Here is a 22,173-nt window from a genome sequence, read left to right as displayed (position 1 = left end):
TGGTTGTGCCTCCACGACGCGAGTGGTGGGGTTACCTGCTCGCCACGTGGCGGTAGCGAGCGACCGCGAGCGGCAGGAAGACCGCGACGATCACGAGCGACGACAGCACGGCATAGAGGACGGCGTTCTGCGCCGGCCAGGCCGTGGACTCCGGGAAGCCCGGCAGCTGGGTCGGGTTGCCGAACAGCACCCGTGACGCCCGCGCCACCGCGCTCACCGGGTTCCACTCGCCCACCGGCTGCAGCCAGCCCGGGAACCCCTGGACCGAGACGAACGCGCTGGACAGGAACGTGAACGGGAAGAGCCAGAGCAGCCCGACGCTCTGCGCGACCTCCACGTTCCGAGCGACCAGCCCCACGAACACACCGATCCAGGACATCGCGAAGGAGAACAGCAGGAGCAGCCCGAAGCCGGCCAGCGCGTCCAGCCAGCTCCCCCGGATCCGCCAGCCGACGACCAGCCCGGTGAGCGCCATGACGATCAGCGTGATCACCCCGACGCCCAGGTCCGCCGTGGTCCGCCCGAGCACCACCGCCACCCGGGACATGGGCAGCGACCGGAACCGGTCGATCACGCCCTTGCCCAGGTCGTTCGCCATCCCGATCGTCGTGAAGAAGACGTTGAACGCGACGGTCTGGGCGAAGATCCCGGCGATCAGGAACTCCCGGTAGGTGTCCCCGCCGAGGCTGCCGGCGAACACCAGCGCGAAGAGCAGTACGAACATGATCGGCTGCACGGTCAGGCCGATCAGCGCGTCCGGGACGCGCTTCATCCCGACCAGGTTCCGCCAGGTGACGATGCTGCCGTCCCGGACGGCCTGCGACACGGGGTTCACTTCTTCTCCTTCGGGTCCGCGCCGGGGGCGTCGTCCGTGTCCTCGGCGGTCCGGCCGGTGAGGCTGAGGAACACGTCGTCGAGCGTGGGGCGCTGCAGCGCGACGTCCTGCACCTCGATGTCCTCGCCGTCGTAGCGGCGCAGCACCTCGACCAGTGCCTTCGTCCCGCCGTCGACCGGGACGGACAGCCGTCTCAGGTTCTCGTCGACGACCGGCTCCCCCGACCCGACCTCGGCGAGCACGGTCCGCGCCGCCGGCAGCTGGTCCGCGTCCGCGACGACGAGCTGCAGCCTCTCCCCGCCGACCCGGTTCTTCAGCTCGTCCGCCGTGCCGCGCGCGATCGCCCGGCCCTTGTCGATCACGACGATGCTGTCCGCGAGCTGGTCCGCCTCCTCCAGGTACTGCGTGGTGAGCAGCACCGTGGCCCCGTCGGCGACGAGCTCGGAGATCATCGACCAGGTGTCCAGCCGGCCGCGCGGGTCCAGCCCGGTGGTGGGCTCGTCCAGCACGACGACGGGCGGCTGCGCGACCAGCGCGCCCGCGAGGTCCAGGCGGCGGCGCATCCCGCCCGAGTACGTCTTCGACGGCCGCTCGGCCGCCTCCTGCAGGTTGAACCGCTCGAGCAGCTCTCGCGCCCGCTCGCGGGCCGGTCTGCGGCGCATCCCGTAGAGCCGGCCGACGAGGTACAGGTTCTCGAAGCCGGTGAGGTTCTCGTCCACCGCGGCGTACTGGCCGGACAGCCCGATCGCCCGCCGCACCGCCTGCGGCTCCGCGACCACGTCGTGCCCGGCGACCCAGGCCCGGCCCGCGTCCGGCCGGAGCAGCGTGGTGAGCACCCGGACCGTCGTGGTCTTGCCGGCGCCGTTGGGTCCGAGCAGGCCGAGGATCGTCCCGGCCGGGATCTCCAGGTCCACGCCGTCGAGCGCGCGCGTGGAGCCGAACGTCTTCACGAGGCCCTCGGCGCGGACCGCCACGGTCGATGTCATATCGCGGAGACTAGAGCGGGCCCCCGACACTTTTCGCCCGATTTGCGCCTCCGGCGCAGCTCAGAACAGCAGCTCCGAGACCGTGTAGATGACCAGCCCGGCGAGCGCGCCGACGACCGTGCCGTTGATCCGGATGAACTGGAGGTCCCGCCCGACCTGGAGCTCGATCTTGCGCGAGGTCTCCGCGGCGTCCCACTTCGCGACGGTGTCGGTGATCAGCGTGGTGATCTCGTGGCGGTAGTGCCGCACGACGTAGCCCGCCGCGTCCGCGAGCCAGCCGTCGAGCTTCCCGCGCAGCTCCGCGTCGTGGGTGAGCCGGGCGCCGAAGCTCATCAGGCCGTCCCGGACCCGCAGCCGCAGCGCGCTCGACGGGTCCGCCGCGGCGTCGAGGATCATGCCCTTGACGACGCCCCAGGCCTGCCCGATGAACTTCTGCACCTCGGGGTGCTCGATGACCTGCTGCTTGACCTGCTCGGCACGGGCGATGGTCGCCGGGTCCATCTGCAGGTCTCCGGCGAACTCGCTGAGGAAGCGGTCCACGGCGTGCCGCAGCGGGTGCTCGGGGTCCGTCTTGACCGCCCAGGCGTAGGAGCGGACCTCGTTGAACAGCTTGTCCGCGACCATGTCGTCGACGAACCGCGGCGTCCACATGGGCGCGCGCTCGTGCACGACCCGCAGGACCATCTCCTGGTTGTCGGTGACCCAGTCGTAGGCACGGTCGCACACGAGGTCGACGAGCCGCCGGTGCGCCCCGTCGGCGAGGATCCCCTCGAGGATCTTGCCCAGCGGCGGCCCGACCTCCTTCTCCAGGATCTTGCGGACCAGGATCTGCTCGATGATCTCCTGCACGTCGTCGTCCCGCAGGACGGTGACGACACCGCGCGCGGCCGTCGCGAGCTCCGCGGTGATGCGGTCCGCGTTCGCCTCCTGGCCGATCCAGGCGCCGACCCGCGAGGACACCTCGACGCGCCGGAGCTTGTCCCGCACGACGTCCTCGGACAGGAAGTTCTCGCCGACGAAGTCCCCGAGGCTATCGCCGATGGTGTCCTTCTTGCGCGGGATGATCGCCGTGTGCGGGATCGGGATCCCCAGCGGATGCCGGAACAGCGCGGTGACGGCGAACCAGTCCGCCAGCGCACCGACCATGCCGGCCTCGGCCGCGGCCCGGACGTAGCCGGCCCACGCCTGGCCCTGGATCTGCTCCAGGTAGCGCATGACGAGGAACAGCACCGTCGCGCCGAGCAGGAACCCGGTGGCGACCATCTTCATCTTCCGGAGATCGCGGCGCTTGATCTCCTCGTCGACCGGGCCGAAGGCACCGAGCGGGACGGACGGCCGCGTCCCACGCCGCGGTCCGGGGGGCTCGGTCACGGGGACGACGTCGGTGCGGTCGGAGAGGGACACGAACCCATAGTGCCTGCCCGTGCGAACACTCGTCGTCCGGACCGGCCGGGCCCGGGTCGAGCACCGGCGCGCGTGCGGTGCGACCACCCGTCCGCCGGTCCCTCGCGCGGGGCCGCCCCGCCGCGAACGGCCGGGGTGTGCTGCCCCCACGCCCCGGCCGGGACGCCCTCGGGACGAGCCCGGAGATGGTTCTGGCCGGGACCGACGGTGTTCCGTCGGCCCCGGCCATGTTCGGGGTGCGGCTGCCAGGCTCGGGGAGAAGTGCTCCCCGCCGCCGAGCCGCACCAGGTGCGTCCGGGTCGTCCGGCGCGGGGCGATGCCCCGCGGGATCGCGGACGACGAGCCGGACGCGCCGGCGCAGGGTCAGGCCCTGCGCACTCCGGCGACGACGGCCTCGGCGGGCCGCTGGGCACCCGGCTGCTCGTCGTCGTTCACCGCCCGCCGCCGGACGGCGGCGGTCACGGCCTCGATGATCACGTCTGCGTCGGGCACCCGGTAGCCGACCAGGCCCGGGGCGACCCGCCAGTGCACCCAGCCGTCCGGCCGCTCCGTCGGCGGGGCGAGGACCCCGATGCCGTCGGTGTGCAGCACGACGTCCGTGTGCAGGCTGAGCTCGGCCGGGAGGGCGTGGTTCGGGGTCATCGGGAACCACCACGTGTCGCGCGGCGTCGCGGCGACCGGGACCACCTGGCCCTGGTCACGCAGGGTGGCGCAGACGGTACGCCCGACCTCGGCCGGCACCTCCACGATGTCGAGGACGGACCCCGTGTCGAGGAGCACGTCCGCACCCGGCCCGGGGACCAACGGCCACCCGTGGTCGACGTACTCACGCGCGGCAGCCCTCAGCTCCGCGCCGTAGACGGCCCGGTAGCTGTCCCACCACGACATCGCCGACCTCCTTGATTCGCCCGCCGGTGCGCCGTCGTCGGCGCCCCTTCACACATGAGATGAAACACCCCCTGAGAGCCTCCAGGTGTCCACCCGGGGGTGTCCGGCGGTGACCGCACGTGACGAGGAGACGAATGGAGAACGGCCCGACGAACGGTGGCCGGCCGACCGGTGACCGACGGCTCACCGGTTCCCGGACCGGGACGGGCGGCCGCCGGGCGGCGAACGCCCTGATCCGGGCCCCGCCGGCGACCGCCCGTCCCGCGGACGAGCGGTGGATGATGTTCCGATGCTGTTCGTCACCGGAGCCACCGGATATCTCGGGAGCGTGCTCGTCGACCTGCTCGTGCGCAGGTCACGACCGGTGCGGGCCCTGGTGCGGAATCCGGGACGGGCCGCCGAGCTGCTTCCCGCGGGCGTCGAGGTCGTCGCCGGGGACCTGGACTCGGACGACCTCGTGAAGGCCGTCGACGACTGCACCGCGGTCCTGCATCTCGCCGGGACGGTCGGCGGGACGCCGGAGCAGGTGCGGCACGCGAACCTGGAGGGGACCCGGGCGATCCTCGCCGCGGCCCGCGAGGCGGGCGTCCCGCGATTCGTGCAGACGTCGAGCAGCGCGGCCGTGATGGATGCCACCGGTCTCGTCGCCGAGGAGCCCGTCGCGCCCGCGGCGCTCGACGACCCCTACTCCGCGAGCAAGGCGGAGGCGGACGCACTGGTCCTCGCCGCCGACGACCTGTCCGTCTCGATCGCCTGTCCCGTCAGCATCTACGGCCCGAGCCCCCGGGGGCCGTTCAGCTACAACGGGCTCTTCCTGGAGGCGGCGCGCGGCACGATCACGACGGTCGTCGACGCGCCGATGGGCTGGGTGCAGGTGACCGACGTCGCCGAGGGCCTGCTGCGCGTGCTCGACGACGGGGGCGCCGGGAAACGGTACGTGCTGTGCGGCGAGGTCGCGCCGTTCGGACGGGTGGTGAACACGGCCGCCGAACTGCTGGGCAGCCCGCACCGGGTGCGGACGCTGCCGCCCGGTTCGGCCCTGGGACCGGACGCGCCGACCTTCGCGAGACGCTCGGAGGTCTACGGCGGCTTCCCGCCGGTGCACATGGACGACGCCGGTGCCCGCGCGCTGGGATTCGCGCCCCGGGGCGTCGACGAGGGCCTGGCGCTCACCGCGGACTGGCTGAAGAGGTACCTGTGAGGGTCTGCCCTGCGGACAGCCCCCGGACGTGCCGATGCCGGCGACCCCGAAGGATCGCCGGCATCGGATCGCCCCTTGCTTACAGGGGCGGAAGCTCGTCGTAAACCGGAAGGTTCGTCAGAGCGGGGTCACGGTGTCGGCCTGCGGACCCTTGGCGCCCTGGCTGGCCTCGAAGGAGACGCGCTGGTTCTCCTCCAGGGTCCGGAAGCCGTTGGTCTGGATGGCCGAGTAGTGGACGAACACGTCCGGCCCGTTGTCGTCGGTGGCGATGAAGCCGAAGCCCTTCTCGGCGTTGAACCACTTGACGGTGCCCTGCGGCATAGCTTTTTCTCCCACACACGGTACGGATCCGGCCGACATCGCGACGACCGGAGGCTGCGCGGACAGGCCGCGCACCGAACAGGAGAACCCTCGGACCGCGCGCGGAGCCCGCTGTCACACTTCGCACGCACGCTGTCACGGCGATCGAGGAAGACACGACTGCAACCGGTTCGAACGCTACCAGACCCCGACGTGACGACGGCCGCACCGCGACGTGAAAGGCATGTGCCGAGACGGACACGAGATCGCGACACGACGCCGCGACCTCCCCGCGACCTGGCCGTTGCGCTACCGTTACCCGCGGTGGTCGTCGTAGAGGTGGATCGGGTATCGCGCGCGGCGTCGCCGCCGTCCGTGACCGTGCCGTCACGACCGTCTCCTCCCTCCGGACGACCCACCCCTCCCCTCAGCGAACGAAGGTCACGCATGCCCGCGGTCACCCAAGAACGTCCACCCCCTCCCGCCGCCGCCCCGGTCACCGCCGGACAGCGCACGATGCTCGAGCAGGTCCTCGTCATCGCGTTCATGGCGATCCCGCCGCTCGCGCTCGTCGCCGCGGTTCCGCTCACCTGGGGCTGGGGACTCGGCTGGGTGGACGTCGGCCTGTTCGTGGGCTTCTACGTGGTCAGCGGCCTGGGGGTGACCGTCGGGCTGCACCGCTACTTCACCCACGGCTCCTTCAAGGCCTCGCGTCCGCTGCGGATCGCGCTCGCCGTGGCCGGCAGCATGTCGCTGCAGGGCAGCGTCGTCTCCTGGGTCGCCGACCACCGCCGCCACCACGCCTTCTCGGACAAGGAGGGCGACCCGCACTCGCCGTGGCTCTTCGGCACCGGCCCGCTGGCACTCGTCCGCGGCTTCTGGCACGCGCACATGGGCTGGCTGCTCGAGCGGGACAAGACGAACGCCGAGCGCTTCGCACCGGACCTGCTCGCCGACCGGGACATCGTCCGGGTGGACGACAGCTTCATGTGGATCGCGATCGCCAGCATCGTGACGCCGGGGGTGATCGGCGGCCTGGCCACGTGGTCCTGGCAGGGCGCGCTCACCGCGTTCCTCTGGGCCGGCCTCGTGCGCGTGGCGCTGCTGCACCACGTCACCTGGTGCATCAACTCGGTCTGCCACATCTGGGGAGACCGGCCCTTCGCCGCGCGGGACCGCTCCGCCAACGTCTGGTGGCTGGCCGTCCTGTCCTTCGGCGAGTCCTGGCACAACCTGCACCACGCGGACCCGACGTGCGCGCGGCACGGCGTGAAGCGCGGCCAGGTCGACATCTCGGCCCGGGTCATCTGGTTCTTCGAGCGCTTCGGCTGGGCGCACTCGGTGCGCTGGCCGACCACGAAGCGGCTGGAGCGCCTCGCGGCGCGCTGACACACCTTCCCCTCGACGACGGGGCCCGGGCATCCGCGCCCGGGCCCCGTCGTCGTGCGTGACGGAAGGTGACGAACGGGGCGCAGATCCTCTACGGGCGGTCACCAGCGGCCCGAACGGGTGGCCGACGGCGAAGTCGTACGCCCTCGGGTGACGTGTCGTTCCGGTGAACCGCCCCATCGCGCGCGCCGACGGCACGTCCGGGTGAGCCACCGCTGTCGACCCTCCTTCAGGTGACCCCGTCCGGGTGCTCAAGCCTGCGCGGTGTCGCGGTGCGTGACGATCCGGAATTCCGCCGAAGAGGGGGGATTGAACCGGCTCTGGTGCGGGAAGAGGGCGCTCCGCAAGATCTCGTACGTCGAATCCGGAACCGTTGGAGGCTCCTCGTGCGTACACGAAAAGTGGCTCGGTCGGTCGTCGTCGTCGCGGTCGCCGGATCGGCCGCCCTCCTCGGCGGCGGGACGGCCTCGGCCGCACCCGTCGTAGGACAACTCCCCGTCCCCGCGGTACCCGCCGTGCCGGCTGTGCCCGCCGTGCCGGTGACGCCCCTCGGGGGTCTGCTGGGCGGGCTGCTGGCCACGGTCCAGGCCCTGCTGCCCTCGGTGCTCGGCGGCCTCGTTCCGGTCCCGGCGGCGGTCCCCGTCGTACCCGCGGTACCGGTCGTCGCGGCGCTCCCCGCGGACGCCCTGCCGGCCGCGGCGCAGGAGCAGCTCCCGCTGCCGTCGGCGCCGGACCCCGTTGCCGCGGCTCCGGACCCGGCCGGCGCGCTGCCCGCGCCTGCGCTCCCTGCACCTGCCCTGCCCGCACCAGCGCTCCCTGCACCTGCCCTGCCTGCACCTGCCCTGCCTGCACCTGCCCTGCCTGCACCTGCGCTCCCGGACCCCGCGGCCGCGGTACCGGACCCCGGCGTGGCGGCACCGGCCCTGCCGGCCCCTGCTCTGCCTGCGCTCACCGACCCCGCGGCCGCCGTCCCGGACCCCGGCGTGCCGGTCCCCGCCGGCCCGGCTCCGGCCCTCCCGGCTCCGGCCCTCCCGGCTCCGGCCCTCCCGGCTCCGGCCCTCCCGGACCCCGCAGCTGCAGTTCCCGCCCCGGCCCTGCCCGCTCCCGTCGCGGCCGCACCCGCCGTTCCTGCGCCCGCACTCCCGGCCCCGGCACTCCCGGGCCCGGCCGCAGCCCTGCCCGCACCGGCCCTGCCCGCACCGGCCCTACCCGTACCCGCACCGGCCCTGCCGGTTCCCGCCGCCTGACGGGCGGAAGAATCGGGTGACCGACCCCGGCGCACGGTGGAGGATCGCGCCGGGGCCTTCCACCCGGCGCCGGCCGGATCGGCGAGCCGGGCCACCCGCAGCGTTCGACGCGGGCCGGGGTCACCGTGGGCGACGGATCAGCCGTCCCCGCCGGAGACCACGAGGCCGCCCTCGAGGGCACGAAAGACGTCGTCGAGGAGATCTCGCAGCTCGGTTCCCTCCGCGGTGAGCCAGTGCTCGTACGCCGCGAGGGCGACGCCGAGGCTGGCGTGCCCGACCGTCTGCGGGACGAGCCCCGTGCTCGGCTCGCCCAGCCGCCCGGCCACGTACTCGGCGACGACCTGCCGCCACGACGCATAACGCAACGTGGAGTAGGCCTGCAGCGTCGGCGTCTCCAGGATCAGCCGGAGCCGCCGCCGGTGCCAGGGCTGCTCCGCCGGCGCGACCTCGTTGAAGTCCAGGACCGCCTCGCGCACCCCGGCCATCACCGGCAGATCCGGCGCCAGAGCGGCGAAGGTCGACCGCATCCGCAACAGCTGCTCGTCGAAGGCACCCCAGGGCACGTCGTTCTTCGAGGCGTAGTAGCGGAAGAAGGTCCGGCGGCCGATCCCGGCGGCGTGCGCGATGTCGTCGACGGTCGTGGTGTCGAAGCCGCGTTCGGTGAACAGCTCCAGCGCGATGTGCTCGATCTCCGGCCGCGACGTGACGGGCCGCCGGCCCGCGCGCCGGGCGTGGTCGCCCTCGTGCGTCCGCTCGTCCGCCGTGACGGCCGTGTCGTCCTCGGACATCGTCCCTTCCTCCGCGGTGCGATCACCGGTTAACGTCGAAGACCGGACGGCACCGCGGCGGTCCGGTCGGACCCGTGCAGCATCCCACGTTCCTCCCGGTCAGATCGCGGACGAACAGGAGGTCTGTATGGGACGGGTCGACGGCAAAGTCGCCTTCATCACCGGCGCCGCGCGGAACCAGGGACGGAGCCACGCGCTGCGCCTCGCCGCGGAAGGCGCGGACATCATCGCGGTGGACCTCTGCGAGCCGGTGAAGAGCATCGAGATGTACCCACCGGCCACCGAGGAGGACCTCGCGGAGACCGTCCGCCTCGTCGAGGAGCTGGACCGGCGGGTGCTGGCCACCAAGGCGGACGTCCGGGACTCCGCCGCGCTGCGCGACGCCGTCGACGCCGGGGTCGCCGAGTTCGGCCGGCTGGACATCGTGTGCGCCAACGCCGGCGTCTTCGAGATCCAGCCCGCGCTCGAGGTCACGGACGACGCGTGGCGGGAGATGATCGACATCAACCTCACCGGCGTCTGGAACACCTGCCGCGCGGCGCTGCCGCACCTGATCGAGGGCGGTCGCGGCGGCTCGATCGTCATCACGAGCTCGACGGCCGGGCTCAAGGGGACGCCGAACACGATCCACTACACCGCGGCCAAGCACGGCGTCGTCGGGATCATGCGGACGCTCGCGAACGAGTTCGCCCGGCACTCCATCCGGGTCAACAGCGTGCATCCGACCGGCGTGGACACCGTCATGATCCAGAACGAGAAGACCTGGGGTCTGTTCGACCCGGAGAACCCGCAGCCGACGCGGGAGACCGCCGAGCCGGTCTTCGCCTCGACCAACGCGCTGCCCGTCCCGTGGGTGGAGCCGATCGACATCTCCAACGCCATCCTCTTCCTCGCCTCCGACGAGGCCCGGTACATCACCGGGGTGACGCTGCCCGTCGACGCGGGCTACACCGTCAAGTAGAGGTCAGGCGGGCAGAGGTCAGGCCCGAGGTCCCACAGCAACCGGAAGTGGCGGTGGCGTCGTCCCAGCGGAGCGGATCGTGGCGCCGCGAGCGGTCCTCGTCGAGTCGTGCGCCGGCGAGCCCGTGCAGTCCTCGACGGTCAGCCCGCCGAGCTCGTCCCGCCGGACCGGCACGACACATCTCCCGAGGTCAGCGCCCGGACGGCGGCCGGTAAGGGGACGTCCGGAGCGGAACAGCGGCCGATCACGGGCCCGTCGTCCCGCAGGCACCGCCGGCCGCACGAACCCGACTCACCGCCGAAGTGCGCTCCGAATTGTCGGTGGCGCCGGGCACACTGATGTGTGACACAGATAACCCTTGGGGGACTGATGAGTGCACCGGCCACCGAAATGCGGCGCGAAGAACTCGAACCACAGCTCGAGGGGTACCGAGCCGAGCTGACGGGCTACAGCTACCGGATGCTCGGATCCTCGTTCGAGGCCGAGGACGCGGTGCAGGAGACGATGATCCGGGCGTGGCGAGCGCTCGAGAAGTTCGACGGGCGCTCGTCGCTACGGTCCTGGCTCTACCGGATCGCCACGAACGTCTGCATCGACGCGCTGAACGGCCGCAAGCGCCGCGCGGTGCCGATGGACTTCGGGGGGCCGTCGGAGCCGGTCGCGGACAACCTGCGGGAGCCCCTCCCTGACGACACCTGGCTCGAGCCGATCCCGGACGCGCGGATCGCGCCGTCGGGGGCGGATCCGGCGGAGACGGCGGTGGCGCGGGAGTCCGTGCGGCTGGCGTTCGTCGCGGCGCTGCAGCACCTGCCCGCCCGCCAGCGCGTCGTGCTGATCCTCCGCGAGGTCCTCTGCTGGAAGGCGGCGGAGGTGGCGGAGCTGCTGGGCAGCTCGGTCGCGTCGGTGAACAGCGCGCTGCAGCGGGCCCGGGCCACGCTCGAGGAGCGCGGCATCGCGCCGGATCTCGAGCCCGCCACGCCGAGCGAGGAGGACGTCGATCTGCTCGGCAAGTACGTCGCGGCGTTCGAGAGCTACGACATGGAGGCCCTCGTCGCGCTGCTGCACGAGGACGCGGAGCAGAACATGCCGCCGCTGGAACTCTGGCTGCGCGGCGCGGAGAACATCACGGCCTGGATGCTCGGTCCGGGCTTCGAGTGCAAGGGATCGAGGCTGATCGCGACCTCGGCCAACGGCTCGCCGGCCTTCGCGCAGTACCGCCTTTCGGCGGACGGTACCCACCACTTCCCGTGGGGCCTGCAGGTCCTGCGAATCGAAGGCGGGCGGATCACCGGGATCAGCACGTTCCTCGACACGAAGCTCTTCGCCTTGTTCGGAATGCCGGACCGGCTCGAACCGGATACCGCAGCCTGACCCCGGACACAGCGATGCGCCGATTTCCGGACACGCGGAATCGGCGCAGGAATTGCGGAGAAGAATCGTCCGGGGGGACGTGCCGGGCCCGTGGTGCGGGCCCAGCACGTCATCCCCGGTCGGATGACCTCGTTGCTCAGTCGTCGATGTTGGTCTGCGACGGGCGGTCGCCCGGGGCGCAGACCACGTTGCCGGCCTTCTGGTCGACGCCCTGGTTGCCGCCCAGGATGCCCAGGACGGACACCGGAACGGCGGCGTTGATCGGCGAGCAGACGGCGAGGTTGTTCAGGGCGTTGACCTCGCCCACGTTGACCAGGCCCGCCTGCTCGTTCTCGTCGCTCATCGAGTTGACCTGGCGCTCGGACTGCCCGCTCTTGTGACCCCAGTCGTTGCCGTGGCTCTTCTCACCGGCGAAGGCGAGGGGGCTGACGGCCATGAGGCTGGCGGCAGCAGCGGCAACGACGATTCCGGCCTTCTTCAGCACAGTGCATCTCCTGTTGCATGATTGGGCCCGCGGGTGGACCCATCGTGTGTGTCAGCGTGTGGCTTGGGGAACCCCGCTGATGACTAAAAGCTATCGAGCCCACCCTCGAAACAACGAACGATCTACCACTATCGTGCTAACCTAATTACTCTCCGCAAGGATATTGCTCCGTTACGGCATCTGTGGTCGTCGTGATCGACCCCTTTCACCCGCTCGTGGTCACTCTTTGTGATGAACCGCTACCCGCTTGGCCGAGCATCCTTTTCTGGAACTACGCACCGTCACACCTGTCCCTCGATCCGGCGGTCCCGACCGCACGACCGAGTGGACAACGATCCGTCCGATCCGGACCGCGGAGGCGCCGCGGACGGGTCGTCGCCCAGTCCGCTGCTCGGCGTCTTGACCTCGTCCCCGTCCGTGCGATGAGACTGGCGCGGTGACGATCTGGATCTGCGGCACCTGCGGCGTCGAGCACCCGGACACTGCCCGACCGCCCAGCGGCACCTGCCGGATCTGCGCCGACGACCGCCAGTGGGTCCCGGTCGACGGCCAGCACTGGACCACCGCCGGCGAGCTGGACGCCGAGGAGCACCGCGTGGAGAGCGAGGAGCTGCGGCCGGGCCTGCACCGGTTCCACCGGCAGCCGAGCTTCGGGATCGGGCAGTGGTCGCACCTCGTCCGGACGCCGGACGGAAACCTGCTGTGGGATCCGCCGAACCACCTCGCACCGGAGTCGTCGCGGAGATCGAGGGACTCGGCGGACTGAGCGTCGTGGTGGCGAGCCACCCGCACATGTTCGGCTGTCAGGTGGGCTGGAGCCGTCGCTTCGGCGACGTCCCGGTGCTCGTCCACTCCGCGGACCGGGAGTGGGTGCAGCGCGACGACCCTGTGATCACGGAGTGGCGCGGCGTCGAGACGGTACTGCCGGGTGTGACGCTGATCGAGGTCGGCGGCCACTTCCCGGGGGCGGCCGTGGCGCACGTGACGAGCCCGGACGGGCGGGGCGATCTGCTCGTGGGGGACTCGATCATGCCGACGCCGGCGACGGGCTGGGTGACGTTCCTGCGGAGCTACCCCAACGGGATACCGCTGTCGCCCGCTCTGGTGCGGCGGATCGTCGACGCGCTCGAGCCCTACGAGTTCGACCGGATGTACGGCCTCGCGGGGCGCGCGGTGCTCGCTGGCGCGAAGGATGCGGTCCACCGGTCCGCGGACAGGTACATCGCGTGGGTGAGCGGTGAGAACGACCCTCTCGGCTGACGGACGGAACCGAGGAGGGGAGCAGGGGCGCTACGGCTTCGTGGCGCGGAGATGGGTGCGCTGCCCGTCGTCGCTGTGGCGCATGCGATCCGGTCTCGACGGCCGGTTGAGCGCCGACGACAGGGCCGCGCTCGACACCCTCGTGGACAGCGAGGGGAAAGGAAAAAGACCAGCGCAGGTGTTTCGGCTGGTGGGAAGGTGTGGCCAGGGGCGGGGTCGAACCGCCGACCTTCCGCTTTTCAGGCGGACGCTCGTACCAACTGAGCTACCTGGCCCGGCGGACCGGCATGACGCCGGAACCCGGAGAGTGGAGCGACCCAGACGGGACTCGAACCCGCGACCTTCGCCGTGACAGGGCGACGCGCTAACCAACTGCGCCACTGGGCCTTGCTGTGGAGCCTTGTAACCGTACCCCCAACGGGATTCGAACCCGCGCTGCCGCCTTGAAAGGGCGGAGTCCTAGGCCGCTAGACGATGGGGGCTGGTTGAACTCCGGTGTCAACCGTTGCTCTTCCATGACCTCCAACGGCTGTCCGTTGGGAGCTACGAAAGCATAAGACACACCCCCACGGCCGCCCAAATCGCCCCTCCCCTAACGGCATCACCGCTGGTGAGAGGCCCCGGCACAGCCGGTGCGGGGCGTCCACACCGGCGGTTTCGGCCGCTCGGAGCCCGTTCAAGCCACATGTGACCTGCGGCACCCCTGCCGGGCGGGCCGAAGTGGTGTCGGCGGCGTCAGCGACTGACGGGTGGCGGCTGGTCCGGGTTCGCGGAGATCAGCCCCAGCATGTCGAGGAGTTGCCGAAGATCCTCGCCGCCCTCGGAGTTCTCGGCCACCACCAGCCGCGCACGGTGCACGTCCTCGTCGGAGACCCGGTACGCGTCGGCCGCGGACCGCGGCGTCGGAATGGCGCCGGGAACCCCCCGATCGTCCAACCCTGCCTGCCCGCCGTTCCTCTGCACGCTGTCGATGCTGCTCAACCACGCCTCCCTGTCAGGTCGCCGGACCGCAGCCGGGGGCCTGAGGGCAGGACGAACCGCACGGCCGTCCACCGTCTGCGGACGCCGCGCGTCGAAGATCGCCACACCGTGCAGCCACCCCCGTGGCCGTCACCGGAACGTTACCGATCCACTGCCCCGGACGCATGCCCCTTCCTGGGTGAGGGCGACAACGTTGTGTCACCGTTCGGGCACGTTTCGCGCATACCGCGCCCACCGCCCGCTGTACCCCCTTGGGGTATCGTCGGGCCTGGAGCGACCCACCATGGAGGCCCGATGCCCGGCTACACCCCCGATCGCGAGGCCCACCTCCGGCGGCTGCGCCGGATCGAGGGGCAGGTGCGGGGCCTGCAACGCATGGTGACCGACGACGTCTACTGCATCGACGTCCTGACCCAGGTCTCCGCGGCCACGCGAGCCCTGCAGTCCTTCGCCCTCGAGCTGCTCTCCGAGCACATGTCCAGCTGCGTCGTCGACGCGGCGCGGAACGACAGCGACGGTGGCGAGGCGAAGATCCAGGAGGCGTCGGCCGCCATCGCGCGCCTCGTCCGTTCCTGAACGAACCATCCCGACCAGAAAGGCTCTCCCATGAGCGTCGAGACCCCCTTCCGCACCACCGTCACCGTCTCGGGCATGACCTGCGGGCACTGCACCGCCTCCGTGCAGGAGGAGGTCGGCGAGGTCGCCGGCGTCCGGAGCGTCGACGTCGAGCTGGAGTCCGGCACGGTCACGATCACCGCGGACCGCGAGCTCGGCCGGGACGAGATCGAGGCGGCCGTCGTCGAGGCCGGCTACACGCTCGTCTGAGCGCCGGCGGGCGCCCGTAGGCTGCGGCCATGTCTCCCTTCCGGGAACGACGTTCCTCACGGCACGGCGCTCCCCTCGGCCGCGATCGGGCCGCACCGCCGCCCCAGCCGCCCGCGGAGCTCGGACCGCACGATCCCGAGCTGGACTCCTACCTCGCCGCCCTGGCCCCCTCCGCGGAGCCGGGCGCGAGCGAGCTGACCGGCCGGTTCGGCACGGCGCAGGTCTTCCAGATCCGGCTGCCCGCCCTGCGCATCGAGCAGCTGCGCCACGTCGCCGAGGAGCGCGGCACCTCTCCGGCCGCGCTCGTCGTCGACTGGGTCACCGAGCGGCTCGAGCAGGAGGACACGCCGACGGGCCCGCTGCCGCTCAGCGCGGCCGAGGAGCAGCGGCGCTCCCCGCTCCGGTTCCGCAAGCGGCGCTAGCGTCCGCCGGAGACCGCGATCCTCGCCGGGTCCGTGTCCGCGAGGCACGGACTCCCGGTGAGTCCTTCCGTGCGCACCGCCGCAGCCATCGCCCGGTACCCCGCGGGCGAGAGGTGCAGGCCGTCGCCGGAGTCGTAGGCGGGTCGCAGCCGGGCCGGGTCCGCCGGGTCGGCGACGGCCGCGGCGAAGTCGAAGACCCCGTCCGCGTGCGCGGCGCCCTGTGCACGGATCCACGCGTTGACGGCCTCGCGGCCGGCCACGGCCTGCGGGGTGCCGTGCGTGCCCGTGGTGGACGGCGTGATGGTCGTCAGGAAGACCCGCAGCCCGGCCCCGCGGGCCCGGGCACCGAAGTCCACGAGACCGGCGATGATCTCGTCCGCGCTCCGGCCCGCGGCCAGGTCGTTCGTGCCGATGTGCAGGACGACGTCCCTGACCCCGGCGGCGCCCAGGACGTCCCGGTCGAACCGGGCCGCCGGCGTGTCCCCGACCTGCGACGGGGTGCCGCCGAGCAGCTGGTTCGCGGAGATCCCGGCGTTGATCACGGACATCCGCAGTCCGCCCGCGTCGGCCAGCCGCTCGGACAGCGCGTCCGGCCACCGGTCGTCCCGGTCCTGGTCGCTGCCCACGCCGTCGGTGATCGAGTCCCCCACCAGCACGACGGCGTTCTCCGCCCGCGGGGCGAGCACGTCGACCCCGGAGAGCACGAACCACGACGCGACGGAGGTGGTGAACGCGGAGCCGTCCGTCGCGTCGACCGCGCCGATCCCGGCCCCGGGCTCCGAGACGTACGACGTCCGCATCGCGACCGGATGGGTCGCCACCCGGTCCGCCGCCGACGGCAGGAACATGCTGACCGCGAGCGGCCGGCCGGCCTCGGCGACGAACGGCACCGGGTCGCTGGCCACGTCCTCACCGGGCGGGATCGTCACGCCCTGGCTGCCGCCGAAGTACACCGGCCGCGACGTCCCGAGCGCGAGCGCCGCGCCCGAGTCGACGGCCGCGGCGGACACCGCGGAGACGACGAGCGGGCTGCGGCCGTAACGGTTCGACAGCCGGACCCGCATCTCCGAGCCCGTGACCTGCGGCGTCATGACCATCCGCAGGGCGCGGCCGGCGAGCAGCGCCCCGGCGACCCCCGGCTGCGGGCTGGTCTGCCAGGCCGTCACCCAGGCCGGCCCGCAGGGATCGGCGGGGCGGGCCGACGCCGTCTGGGCGGACGCGGAACCACCCAGGACCCCGATCGCGCCGATCGCCGTCACCACGGTCAGCAGAGCCGTCGCCATCGCGACGGCGGTGGCGCGGCGCGAGTTCAGCGAGCCGTAGGACCGCCCGACGATCGTGCCGACGGCCACGACGGACCGGCGGACCGCCGCAAGCACGCGTGCTGCCCCGTCCACCCGAACCCCTCTCGCCGGTCCGCGACACCACCGAGGGACGAAGTCCGCTCGTGTGGGTGTCGCCCACACGCTCTGCAGGGTCGAACGAGCGCGCGACCCGCTCGGTCTGTCGGCCACACGGGTGATGACGTTACGTAGAGCAGTAACCACGCTCCGTGCTGTCGTCGGATGGACGGCCACCGTGGACGAACGGCGGACCTGGCCGGACGACCAGTTCGGTCCTCGTCCCTCGGGCCTCCGCACTAGGCTCGCACCGCGACAGGGACGCCATCGGCGAGGGAGGCCGCACGTGGGCTCGTACGAGGAGATCTTCCGGTCGAGCGTGGAGGACCGGGAGAGGTTCTGGCTGGATGCGGCCGGGGCGATCGACTGGGCGACGCCGCCGACGCAGGCGCTGGACGAGTCGAACCCGCCGTTCTACCGGTGGTTTCCGGACGGTGAGCTGAACGTCGCGTACAACGCGCTGGACCGCCATGTCGAGGCCGGGAACGGGGACCGGACGGCACTGGTCTACGACTCCCCGGTCACCGACACCAAGCGCACCTACACCTACGCCCAGCTCCGCGACGAGGTCGCGGCGTTCGCCGGGGTGCTGCGCGCTCTCGGGGTGAGCAAGGGCGACCGGGTGGTCGTCTACATGCCGATGGTCCCCGAGGCGGCGATCGCGATGCTGGCCTGCGCGCGGTTGGGCGCGGTGCACTCGGTGGTGTTCGGCGGGTTCGCCGCGAAGGAGCTCGCGGTCCGGATCGACGACGCGCAGCCCACGGTGATCGTGTCCGCGTCGTGCGGGATCGAGGGCAAGCGGATCATCGAGTACAAGCCGTTGCTGGACAAGGCGATCGAGCTCGCCGCCCACAAGCCCGCGAAGCGGGTGATCCTGCAGCGCCCGCAGGCCGAGGCCGCGATGGGCGAGGACGACGTGGACTGGGCGTCCGCGGTGGCCGAGGCGGCGCCGGCGGATCCGGTGCCGGTCAGGGCGACCGATCCGCTCTACGTCCTCTACACCTCCGGGACGACCGGGAAGCCGAAGGGCGTGGTCCGGGACTCCGCTGGCTACGCGGTCGCGCTGGCCTGGTCGATGCCGAACGTCTACGACGTCGGCCCCGGTCAGACGATCTTCACCGCGTCCGACGTCGGGTGGGTGGTCGGGCACTCCTACATCGTCTACGCGCCCCTGCTCGCCGGGGCGACGACCGTGCTCTACGAGGGCAAGCCGGTCGGCACGCCGGACGCGGGCCAGTTCTGGCGGGTCATGAGCGAGTGCGGCGTGCGGTCGATGTTCACCGCGCCGACGGCGTTCCGGGCGCTGAAGAAGGAGGACCCCGACGGTGAGTTCGCGAGGAAGTACGACCTGTCGGGGCTGAAGTACCTCTTCCTCGCCGGGGAACGGCTCGACCCGGAGACCTACCGGTGGGCCTCGAAGCTGCTGGACATCCCGGTGATCGACCACTGGTGGCAGACCGAGACGGGGTGGCCGATCGTGGCGAACCCGGCCGGGATCGAGCTGCTCCCGGTCAAGCCGGGGTCGCCGACGCGCCCGTTGCCGGGTTGGGACATCCAGGTCCTCGACGGCGACGGCAAGCCGGTCCCGGCGGGCACGGACGGGGCGATCGTGGCGAAGCTGCCGCTGCCGCCGGGGGCCTTCCCGACACTGTGGAACGACGACGAGCGGTTCCTCAAGTCCTACATGTCCGCGTTCGAGGGCTACTACCTCACCGGGGACGGCGGGCACCTCGACGAGGACGGCTACGTGTTCGTGATGGGTCGCACGGACGACGTCATCAACGTCGCCGGGCACCGGCTGTCGACGGGCGGCATGGAGGAGGTGCTCGCCTCCCACCCGGACGTCGCGGAGTGCGCGGTCATCGGCGTCACGGACCAGATGAAGGGCCAGATCCCGCGCGGGTTCGTCGTGCTCAAGGCCGGGGTCGACACCTCGGCGGAAAGGTACGAGGAGAAGCTGCGCGGGGAGCTCGTGGCGATGGTCCGGGACCAGGTCGGCGCGGTCGCCTCGCTCAAGGACGTCGCGATCGTCGACGGGCTGCCCAAGACCCGCTCCGGGAAGATCCTCCGCAAGACGATGCGCGGGATCGCCGACGGGACGGACGAGTCCGTGCCCTCGACCATCGACGACGCCTCGGTGCTCGACACGCTGCGCCCCGTCCTGCGCAAGGAGTAGCCGGCCGGAGCGCACCACTGCGGAGCCGGTGCCGGTGGCCCCCGCGGCCTCCGCGCCGGCCCGCCCGTGGTCGCCACGCCCGCCCCAGCGCTGCCTCGCCGCAGCGCGTACCGATTGCCACTGAAAGCGGCGCCTGGGACAGGCTTGCAGGGGCTGGAGCCAGGGCAAGCGCGACTGCTGCCACGGGCCGCGCGCCGGGTCCCTAGCCTGCGCGGATGCGTACTGAACGCGGGCTCGACAGGTTCGTCACCTTTCTCGACGCGGTCGTTGCCATCGCCATCACGCTGCTGGTCCTTCCGTTGGTCGACGTGCTCGGGGGACGCAAGCCGGCCGAGATCCGGCCAGCCTGTTCTCCGACGAGGCCGGCAGGTTCGGCACGTTCTTCCTGAGCTTCGTCCTGATCGCGCGGCTCTGGCTCGCCCTCATCGCATCGTCGAGGGCGTCGGCGCCTACGACGGCGCGTTCCTACTGGCCAACCCGGCCTGGAGCCTCACGATCGTGCTGGTTCCGTTCGCCACCCAGGTGGCCGGCAGCTTCCCGCCGGAGCCGCTGGCGGCCCTGGTCTACACGGGGACGGTGACCCTCAGCGCGACCTGCTGTCGGTGATCGGACTGCTGACCGCACCGAGGTCCGGGCGCCGGGAGTCGCTGGTCTCCCCTGGCGAACGCCGCGCGGCGTCCGCCCCAACCTTCGCCGGCGGCGGTGGTCTGCGGTAACAGCGGGATGAGGAGCCCGATGAGCGAGGGACGCCGAATCCGCTCCCCCGCGCGCCGCCCCACCCGCACGAGAGGACCCCCGCCTCCCATGCACCGCCCCCGCCATCGGCGGCTGGCCGCAGTGTCGGCCGCCTTCAGCCTGGCCACGATCCTCGGACTGGTCGGCACCGCGCTGGCCCTCGAGGACCGCTCCTGCAGCGCGTTCGCCTACCAGGAGGACGCGCAGACCGCGCTGACCGCTGCCCTGACCGCCCCCTCCCCGGATGCCGAACGCGCCGCCCAGCTCGACCGGGACGGCAACGGCCGCGCCTGCGAGACGTTGCCGCACCGCGACCTCGCCCGGGCCGCCGCGCTCGTCCTGGCAGCCTCCGCCGCCGCGAACACCACCCCGCCCGCATCCGCGCCGCCGGCCGTCGTCCGCCCGTCCCCCGAGGCCGCCCGGGCCACCGCGGGCGACTGTGCACCGACCAGCGCCGTGCCTCCGACGGGCGTGCGGGACGGAAGCGCACAGGGCGACGACGCCGCGAGCGCCGTCGGGCATGGCGAGCCTCACGCCGATTCAGGGTGTCCTCAGTCACCCACGCAGCTCGCCGCGGGTGCACCATGACCCCATGAAGGTTGTGGTGGATTTCGACCTCTGTGAGAGCAACGCCGTCTGCATGGGCATCGCCCCGGAGGTGTTCGAGGTGCGCGACGACGACTACCTCTACATCCTCGACGAGACGCCGCCCGAATCGTTGCGGCCGAAGCTCGAGGAGGCCGTGCGGTCGTGCCCCAAGGCCGCGATCAGCCTCCAGGAGACCTGAGCGCCGCCCCCCCGTTGCTCCGACCGGGTCCACCCGCAAGGATCTCCCTCACGCGCACGTGAGGGAGGTCGTCGGTGACCGAGACGGAGATCGAACGGGACGTGGCCGGGACGGGTACGCCGGTCTGGATCACCCCGCTGACGCCGCTGAGCTTCCTGCGGCGCTCGGCGGACGTCTACCCGGACAAGACCGCGATCGTGTACGGCGAGCGCCGGCGCACCTATGCGGAGTTCGCAGCCGAGGCCACGCGCCTCGCGCACGCCCTGCGCGGGTCCGGGGTGAAGCCCGGGGACCGGGTGGCGTACATGCTGCCGAACATCCCGGAGATGCTCGTCGCGCACTTCGCCGTGCCGCTCGCCGGTGCGGTGCTGGTCGCGATCAACACCCGGCTCTCGACGCCCGAGGTGCAGCAGATCCTGGACCACTCCGGCGCGACGCTGTTCGTCGTCGACGCCGCCCTGTACCCGAGGGTCGCGCCCGTCGCCGGTGAGCTGAAGACCGTCGAGGAGATCATCACCGTCGTGGACCCGGCTGCGCCCGGGGACGGGATCGGGAGCGGCGTCCGCTACGACGACCTGCTCGCCCGCGGGTCGGACGAGCCCCTGCGGTGGGAGGTCGACGACGAGCAGTCGACCATCTCGATCAACTACACGTCCGGCACCACCGGGCAGCCGAAGGGCGTGCAGTACAGCCACCGCGGCGCCTACCTGAACTCGTTCGGCGAGATCGTGCACTCCACGCACACCCCGGACAGCGTCTACCTCTGGACGCTGCCCATGTTCCACTGCAACGGCTGGTGCACCCCGTGGGCGATCACCGGCATCGGCGGCACGCACGTCTGCCTGCGCGAGGTCCGCGGGGACGTCATCTGGTCCCTGATCGACGAGCACCGGGTGACGCACCTGAACGGCGCCCCGACCGTCGTCACCACGATCATGCGGGCGCCCGAGGCGAAGAGGCTGGACTACCAGCTCGTCATCACCACCGCGGGCGCACCGCCGAGCCCGACCACCATCCTGCAGATGGAGCAGATGGGCTTCCGGATCGTGCACGTCTACGGCCTCACCGAGACCTACGGGCCGTACTCGGTGAACCAGTACCAGCGCGGCTGGGACGACCTGGAGCCCGAGGAGCGGGCATCGCTGCAGGCGCGCCAGGGCGTCGGGATGCTGCAGGCCGAGCGGCTCCGCGTCGTCGACAAGGACATGGCCGACGTGCCGGCGGACGGCACGACCATGGGCGAGATCGTGATGCGCGGCAACAATGTCATGACCGGCTACTACAAGGACCCGGCCGGTACGGAGAAGGCGTTCGAGGGCGGCTGGTTCCACTCCGGGGACCTCGGCGTCATGTACCCGGACGGTTTCGTCGAGCTGCGGGACCGCGCCAAGGACGTCGTCATCTCCGGCGGCGAGAACATCTCCACGGTCGAGGTCGAGCAGGCCATCGTGTCGCACCCGGCCGTGCTGGAGGCGGCCGTCGTCGGGGTGCCGGACGAGCAGTACGGCGAGCGGCCGAAGGCGTTCGTGGTGCTCTCCCCGGGGAGAGCGCGGACGAGGCGACGCTGATCGAGCACGTCAAGTCGAAGATCGCGCGGTACAAGGCGCCCAAGGCCGTCGAGATCGTGGAGGAGCTGCCCAAGACCTCCACGGGCAAGATCCAGAAGTTCGAGCTCCGCGAGAAGGAGTGGGGCGAGGGCGGGGCCCGCATCAGGGGGTAGGCCACACGTCCGG

The 22,173-nt window shown here is 71.9% G+C and carries 23 protein-coding genes, 3 tRNA genes and 1 pseudogene; 15 read left to right on the top strand and 12 right to left on the bottom strand.

From position 1 onward, the window contains the following. Nucleotides 1–31: 31 nt before the first annotated feature. The 4 genes from WBK50_RS01745 to WBK50_RS01730 all read right to left on the bottom strand — a co-directional run bounded on the left by WBK50_RS01745 (nucleotide 32) and on the right by WBK50_RS01730 (nucleotide 4,113). Nucleotides 32–835, bottom strand: a complete 804-nt coding sequence (locus tag WBK50_RS01745) for an ABC transporter permease (protein ID WP_341333918.1) — start codon at nucleotides 833–835, stop codon at nucleotides 32–34. Further along, nucleotides 832–1,821 carry an ATP-binding cassette domain-containing protein gene (locus WBK50_RS01740; protein ID WP_341333917.1) on the bottom strand — a complete coding sequence of 330 codons (990 nt, stop codon included), beginning with the start codon at nucleotides 1,819–1,821 and terminating at the stop codon, nucleotides 832–834. The genes WBK50_RS01745 and WBK50_RS01740 overlap by 4 nt, the downstream gene beginning before the upstream one ends. A gap of 60 nt (nucleotides 1,822–1,881) precedes the next feature. Then, a complete protein-coding gene (locus tag WBK50_RS01735) occupies nucleotides 1,882–3,225 on the bottom strand; it encodes a DUF445 domain-containing protein (protein WP_445942204.1) in 1,344 nt (447 codons plus the stop codon). A 363-nt stretch (nucleotides 3,226–3,588) separates the two neighbouring features. Further along, nucleotides 3,589–4,113 (bottom strand): hypothetical protein, encoded by a 525-nt coding sequence (locus tag WBK50_RS01730; protein ID WP_341333916.1) that lies wholly within the window; start codon nucleotides 4,111–4,113, stop codon nucleotides 3,589–3,591. Between the two features lie 289 nt (nucleotides 4,114–4,402). Between WBK50_RS01730 and WBK50_RS01725 the strand changes: the two genes are divergently transcribed. Further along, complete coding sequence (locus WBK50_RS01725; protein ID WP_341333915.1) at nucleotides 4,403–5,314, top strand: NAD-dependent epimerase/dehydratase family protein; 912 nt, start codon at nucleotides 4,403–4,405, stop codon at nucleotides 5,312–5,314. 117 nt (nucleotides 5,315–5,431) lie between these two features. Here the strand turns inward: WBK50_RS01725 and WBK50_RS01720 are convergent, their stop codons facing one another. After that, nucleotides 5,432–5,635, bottom strand: coding sequence for a cold-shock protein (locus WBK50_RS01720; protein WP_297503176.1), 204 nt, complete (start codon nucleotides 5,633–5,635; stop codon nucleotides 5,432–5,434). Nucleotides 5,636–6,061: 426 nt separating this feature from the next. On the opposite strand from WBK50_RS01720, the gene WBK50_RS01715 reads away from it, so the two are divergent. Both WBK50_RS01715 and WBK50_RS01710 read left to right on the top strand, forming a co-directional pair. Further along, nucleotides 6,062–7,003: an acyl-CoA desaturase gene (locus WBK50_RS01715; RefSeq protein ID WP_445942203.1), complete on the top strand. Its 942-nt coding sequence runs from the start codon at nucleotides 6,062–6,064 to the stop codon at nucleotides 7,001–7,003. Between the two features lie 515 nt (nucleotides 7,004–7,518). Continuing rightward, nucleotides 7,519–8,250, top strand: coding sequence for a hypothetical protein (locus tag WBK50_RS01710; protein WP_341333914.1), 732 nt, complete (start codon nucleotides 7,519–7,521; stop codon nucleotides 8,248–8,250). Nucleotides 8,251–8,387: 137 nt separating this feature from the next. On the opposite strand, the gene mftR is transcribed toward WBK50_RS01710, so the two are convergent. Continuing rightward, nucleotides 8,388–9,038: a mycofactocin system transcriptional regulator gene (mftR, locus tag WBK50_RS01705; RefSeq protein WP_341333913.1), complete on the bottom strand. Its 651-nt coding sequence runs from the start codon at nucleotides 9,036–9,038 to the stop codon at nucleotides 8,388–8,390. 127 nt (nucleotides 9,039–9,165) lie between these two features. Between mftR and WBK50_RS01700 the strand changes: the two genes are divergently transcribed. Together WBK50_RS01700 and WBK50_RS01695 are read left to right on the top strand one after the other, a co-directional pair. Beyond that, nucleotides 9,166–9,999 (top strand): mycofactocin-coupled SDR family oxidoreductase, encoded by an 834-nt coding sequence (locus WBK50_RS01700; protein ID WP_341333912.1) that lies wholly within the window; start codon nucleotides 9,166–9,168, stop codon nucleotides 9,997–9,999. A 369-nt stretch (nucleotides 10,000–10,368) separates the two neighbouring features. Further along, nucleotides 10,369–11,370: a sigma-70 family RNA polymerase sigma factor gene (locus WBK50_RS01695; protein ID WP_341333911.1), complete on the top strand. Its 1,002-nt coding sequence runs from the start codon at nucleotides 10,369–10,371 to the stop codon at nucleotides 11,368–11,370. Between the two features lie 136 nt (nucleotides 11,371–11,506). Here the strand turns inward: WBK50_RS01695 and WBK50_RS01690 are convergent, their stop codons facing one another. Next, nucleotides 11,507–11,854 (bottom strand): hypothetical protein, encoded by a 348-nt coding sequence (locus tag WBK50_RS01690; RefSeq protein WP_341333910.1) that lies wholly within the window; start codon nucleotides 11,852–11,854, stop codon nucleotides 11,507–11,509. A 436-nt stretch (nucleotides 11,855–12,290) separates the two neighbouring features. Here WBK50_RS01690 and WBK50_RS01685 point away from each other — a divergent pair, with 436 nt between their 5' ends. Together WBK50_RS01685 and WBK50_RS01680 are read left to right on the top strand one after the other, a co-directional pair. Continuing rightward, nucleotides 12,291–12,620 carry a hypothetical protein gene (locus WBK50_RS01685; RefSeq protein ID WP_341333909.1) on the top strand — a complete coding sequence of 110 codons (330 nt, stop codon included), beginning with the start codon at nucleotides 12,291–12,293 and terminating at the stop codon, nucleotides 12,618–12,620. Then, a complete protein-coding gene (locus tag WBK50_RS01680) occupies nucleotides 12,557–13,114 on the top strand; it encodes a hydrolase (protein ID WP_341333908.1) in 558 nt (185 codons plus the stop codon). The genes WBK50_RS01685 and WBK50_RS01680 overlap by 64 nt, the downstream gene beginning before the upstream one ends. Nucleotides 13,115–13,315: 201 nt before the next feature. On the opposite strand, the gene WBK50_RS01675 is transcribed toward WBK50_RS01680, so the two are convergent. The 4 genes from WBK50_RS01675 to WBK50_RS01660 all read right to left on the bottom strand — a co-directional run bounded on the left by WBK50_RS01675 (nucleotide 13,316) and on the right by WBK50_RS01660 (nucleotide 14,095). After that, nucleotides 13,316–13,389: transfer RNA gene (locus WBK50_RS01675), tRNA-Phe, on the bottom strand. Between the two features lie 38 nt (nucleotides 13,390–13,427). Continuing rightward, nucleotides 13,428–13,501, bottom strand: a tRNA-Asp gene (locus WBK50_RS01670). A 22-nt stretch (nucleotides 13,502–13,523) separates the two neighbouring features. Then, nucleotides 13,524–13,596: transfer RNA gene (locus tag WBK50_RS01665), tRNA-Glu, on the bottom strand. Nucleotides 13,597–13,849: 253 nt separating this feature from the next. Beyond that, nucleotides 13,850–14,095: a hypothetical protein gene (locus WBK50_RS01660; RefSeq protein ID WP_341333907.1), complete on the bottom strand. Its 246-nt coding sequence runs from the start codon at nucleotides 14,093–14,095 to the stop codon at nucleotides 13,850–13,852. 294 nt (nucleotides 14,096–14,389) lie between these two features. Here WBK50_RS01660 and WBK50_RS01655 point away from each other — a divergent pair, with 294 nt between their 5' ends. Genes WBK50_RS01655 through WBK50_RS01645 form a run of 3 tightly spaced genes read left to right on the top strand, consistent with a single transcriptional unit; the run spans nucleotide 14,390 to nucleotide 15,342 of the window. Next, nucleotides 14,390–14,671 carry a metal-sensitive transcriptional regulator gene (locus tag WBK50_RS01655; RefSeq protein WP_297495410.1) on the top strand — a complete coding sequence of 94 codons (282 nt, stop codon included), beginning with the start codon at nucleotides 14,390–14,392 and terminating at the stop codon, nucleotides 14,669–14,671. A 30-nt stretch (nucleotides 14,672–14,701) separates the two neighbouring features. Then, on the top strand, nucleotides 14,702–14,920 hold the full coding sequence (locus WBK50_RS01650; RefSeq protein ID WP_341333906.1) for a heavy-metal-associated domain-containing protein: 219 nt from the start codon (nucleotides 14,702–14,704) through the stop codon (nucleotides 14,918–14,920). 29 nt (nucleotides 14,921–14,949) lie between these two features. After that, a complete protein-coding gene (locus tag WBK50_RS01645; RefSeq protein WP_341333905.1) occupies nucleotides 14,950–15,342 on the top strand; it encodes a hypothetical protein in 393 nt (130 codons plus the stop codon). On the opposite strand, the gene WBK50_RS01640 is transcribed toward WBK50_RS01645, so the two are convergent. Then, the gene (locus WBK50_RS01640; RefSeq protein ID WP_341333904.1) at nucleotides 15,339–16,739 is read right to left on the bottom strand and encodes a GDSL-type esterase/lipase family protein; all 1,401 of its coding nucleotides are present in this window, start codon (nucleotides 16,737–16,739) and stop codon (nucleotides 15,339–15,341) included. The genes WBK50_RS01645 and WBK50_RS01640 overlap by 4 nt on opposite strands. A 289-nt stretch (nucleotides 16,740–17,028) precedes the next feature. Here WBK50_RS01640 and WBK50_RS01635 point away from each other — a divergent pair, with 289 nt between their 5' ends. From WBK50_RS01635 to WBK50_RS01615, 5 genes and pseudogenes are all read left to right on the top strand, one after another. Continuing rightward, the gene (locus WBK50_RS01635) at nucleotides 17,029–18,918 is read left to right on the top strand and encodes a propionyl-CoA synthetase (protein ID WP_341333903.1); all 1,890 of its coding nucleotides are present in this window, start codon (nucleotides 17,029–17,031) and stop codon (nucleotides 18,916–18,918) included. A 215-nt stretch (nucleotides 18,919–19,133) separates the two neighbouring features. After that, on the top strand, nucleotides 19,134–19,307 hold the full coding sequence (locus WBK50_RS01630) for a hypothetical protein (protein WP_341333902.1): 174 nt from the start codon (nucleotides 19,134–19,136) through the stop codon (nucleotides 19,305–19,307). Nucleotides 19,308–19,722: 415 nt separating this feature from the next. Then, complete coding sequence (locus tag WBK50_RS01625) at nucleotides 19,723–20,241, top strand: hypothetical protein (protein WP_341333901.1); 519 nt, start codon at nucleotides 19,723–19,725, stop codon at nucleotides 20,239–20,241. A 4-nt stretch (nucleotides 20,242–20,245) separates the two neighbouring features. Further along, nucleotides 20,246–20,440, top strand: coding sequence for a ferredoxin (locus WBK50_RS01620; RefSeq protein ID WP_341333900.1), 195 nt, complete (start codon nucleotides 20,246–20,248; stop codon nucleotides 20,438–20,440). 101 nt (nucleotides 20,441–20,541) lie between these two features. Further along, nucleotides 20,542–22,160, top strand: a pseudogene (locus tag WBK50_RS01615) (acyl--CoA ligase family protein). The last annotated feature ends 13 nt before the right edge of the window (nucleotides 22,161–22,173 follow it).

It is taken from the genome of Pseudonocardia sp. T1-2H (genome assembly GCF_038039215.1).
Taxonomy (GTDB): domain Bacteria; phylum Actinomycetota; class Actinomycetes; order Mycobacteriales; family Pseudonocardiaceae; genus Pseudonocardia.
Note: the sequence above shows the minus strand (reverse complement) of the source record. Positions and strands in the feature narration are given on the sequence as shown.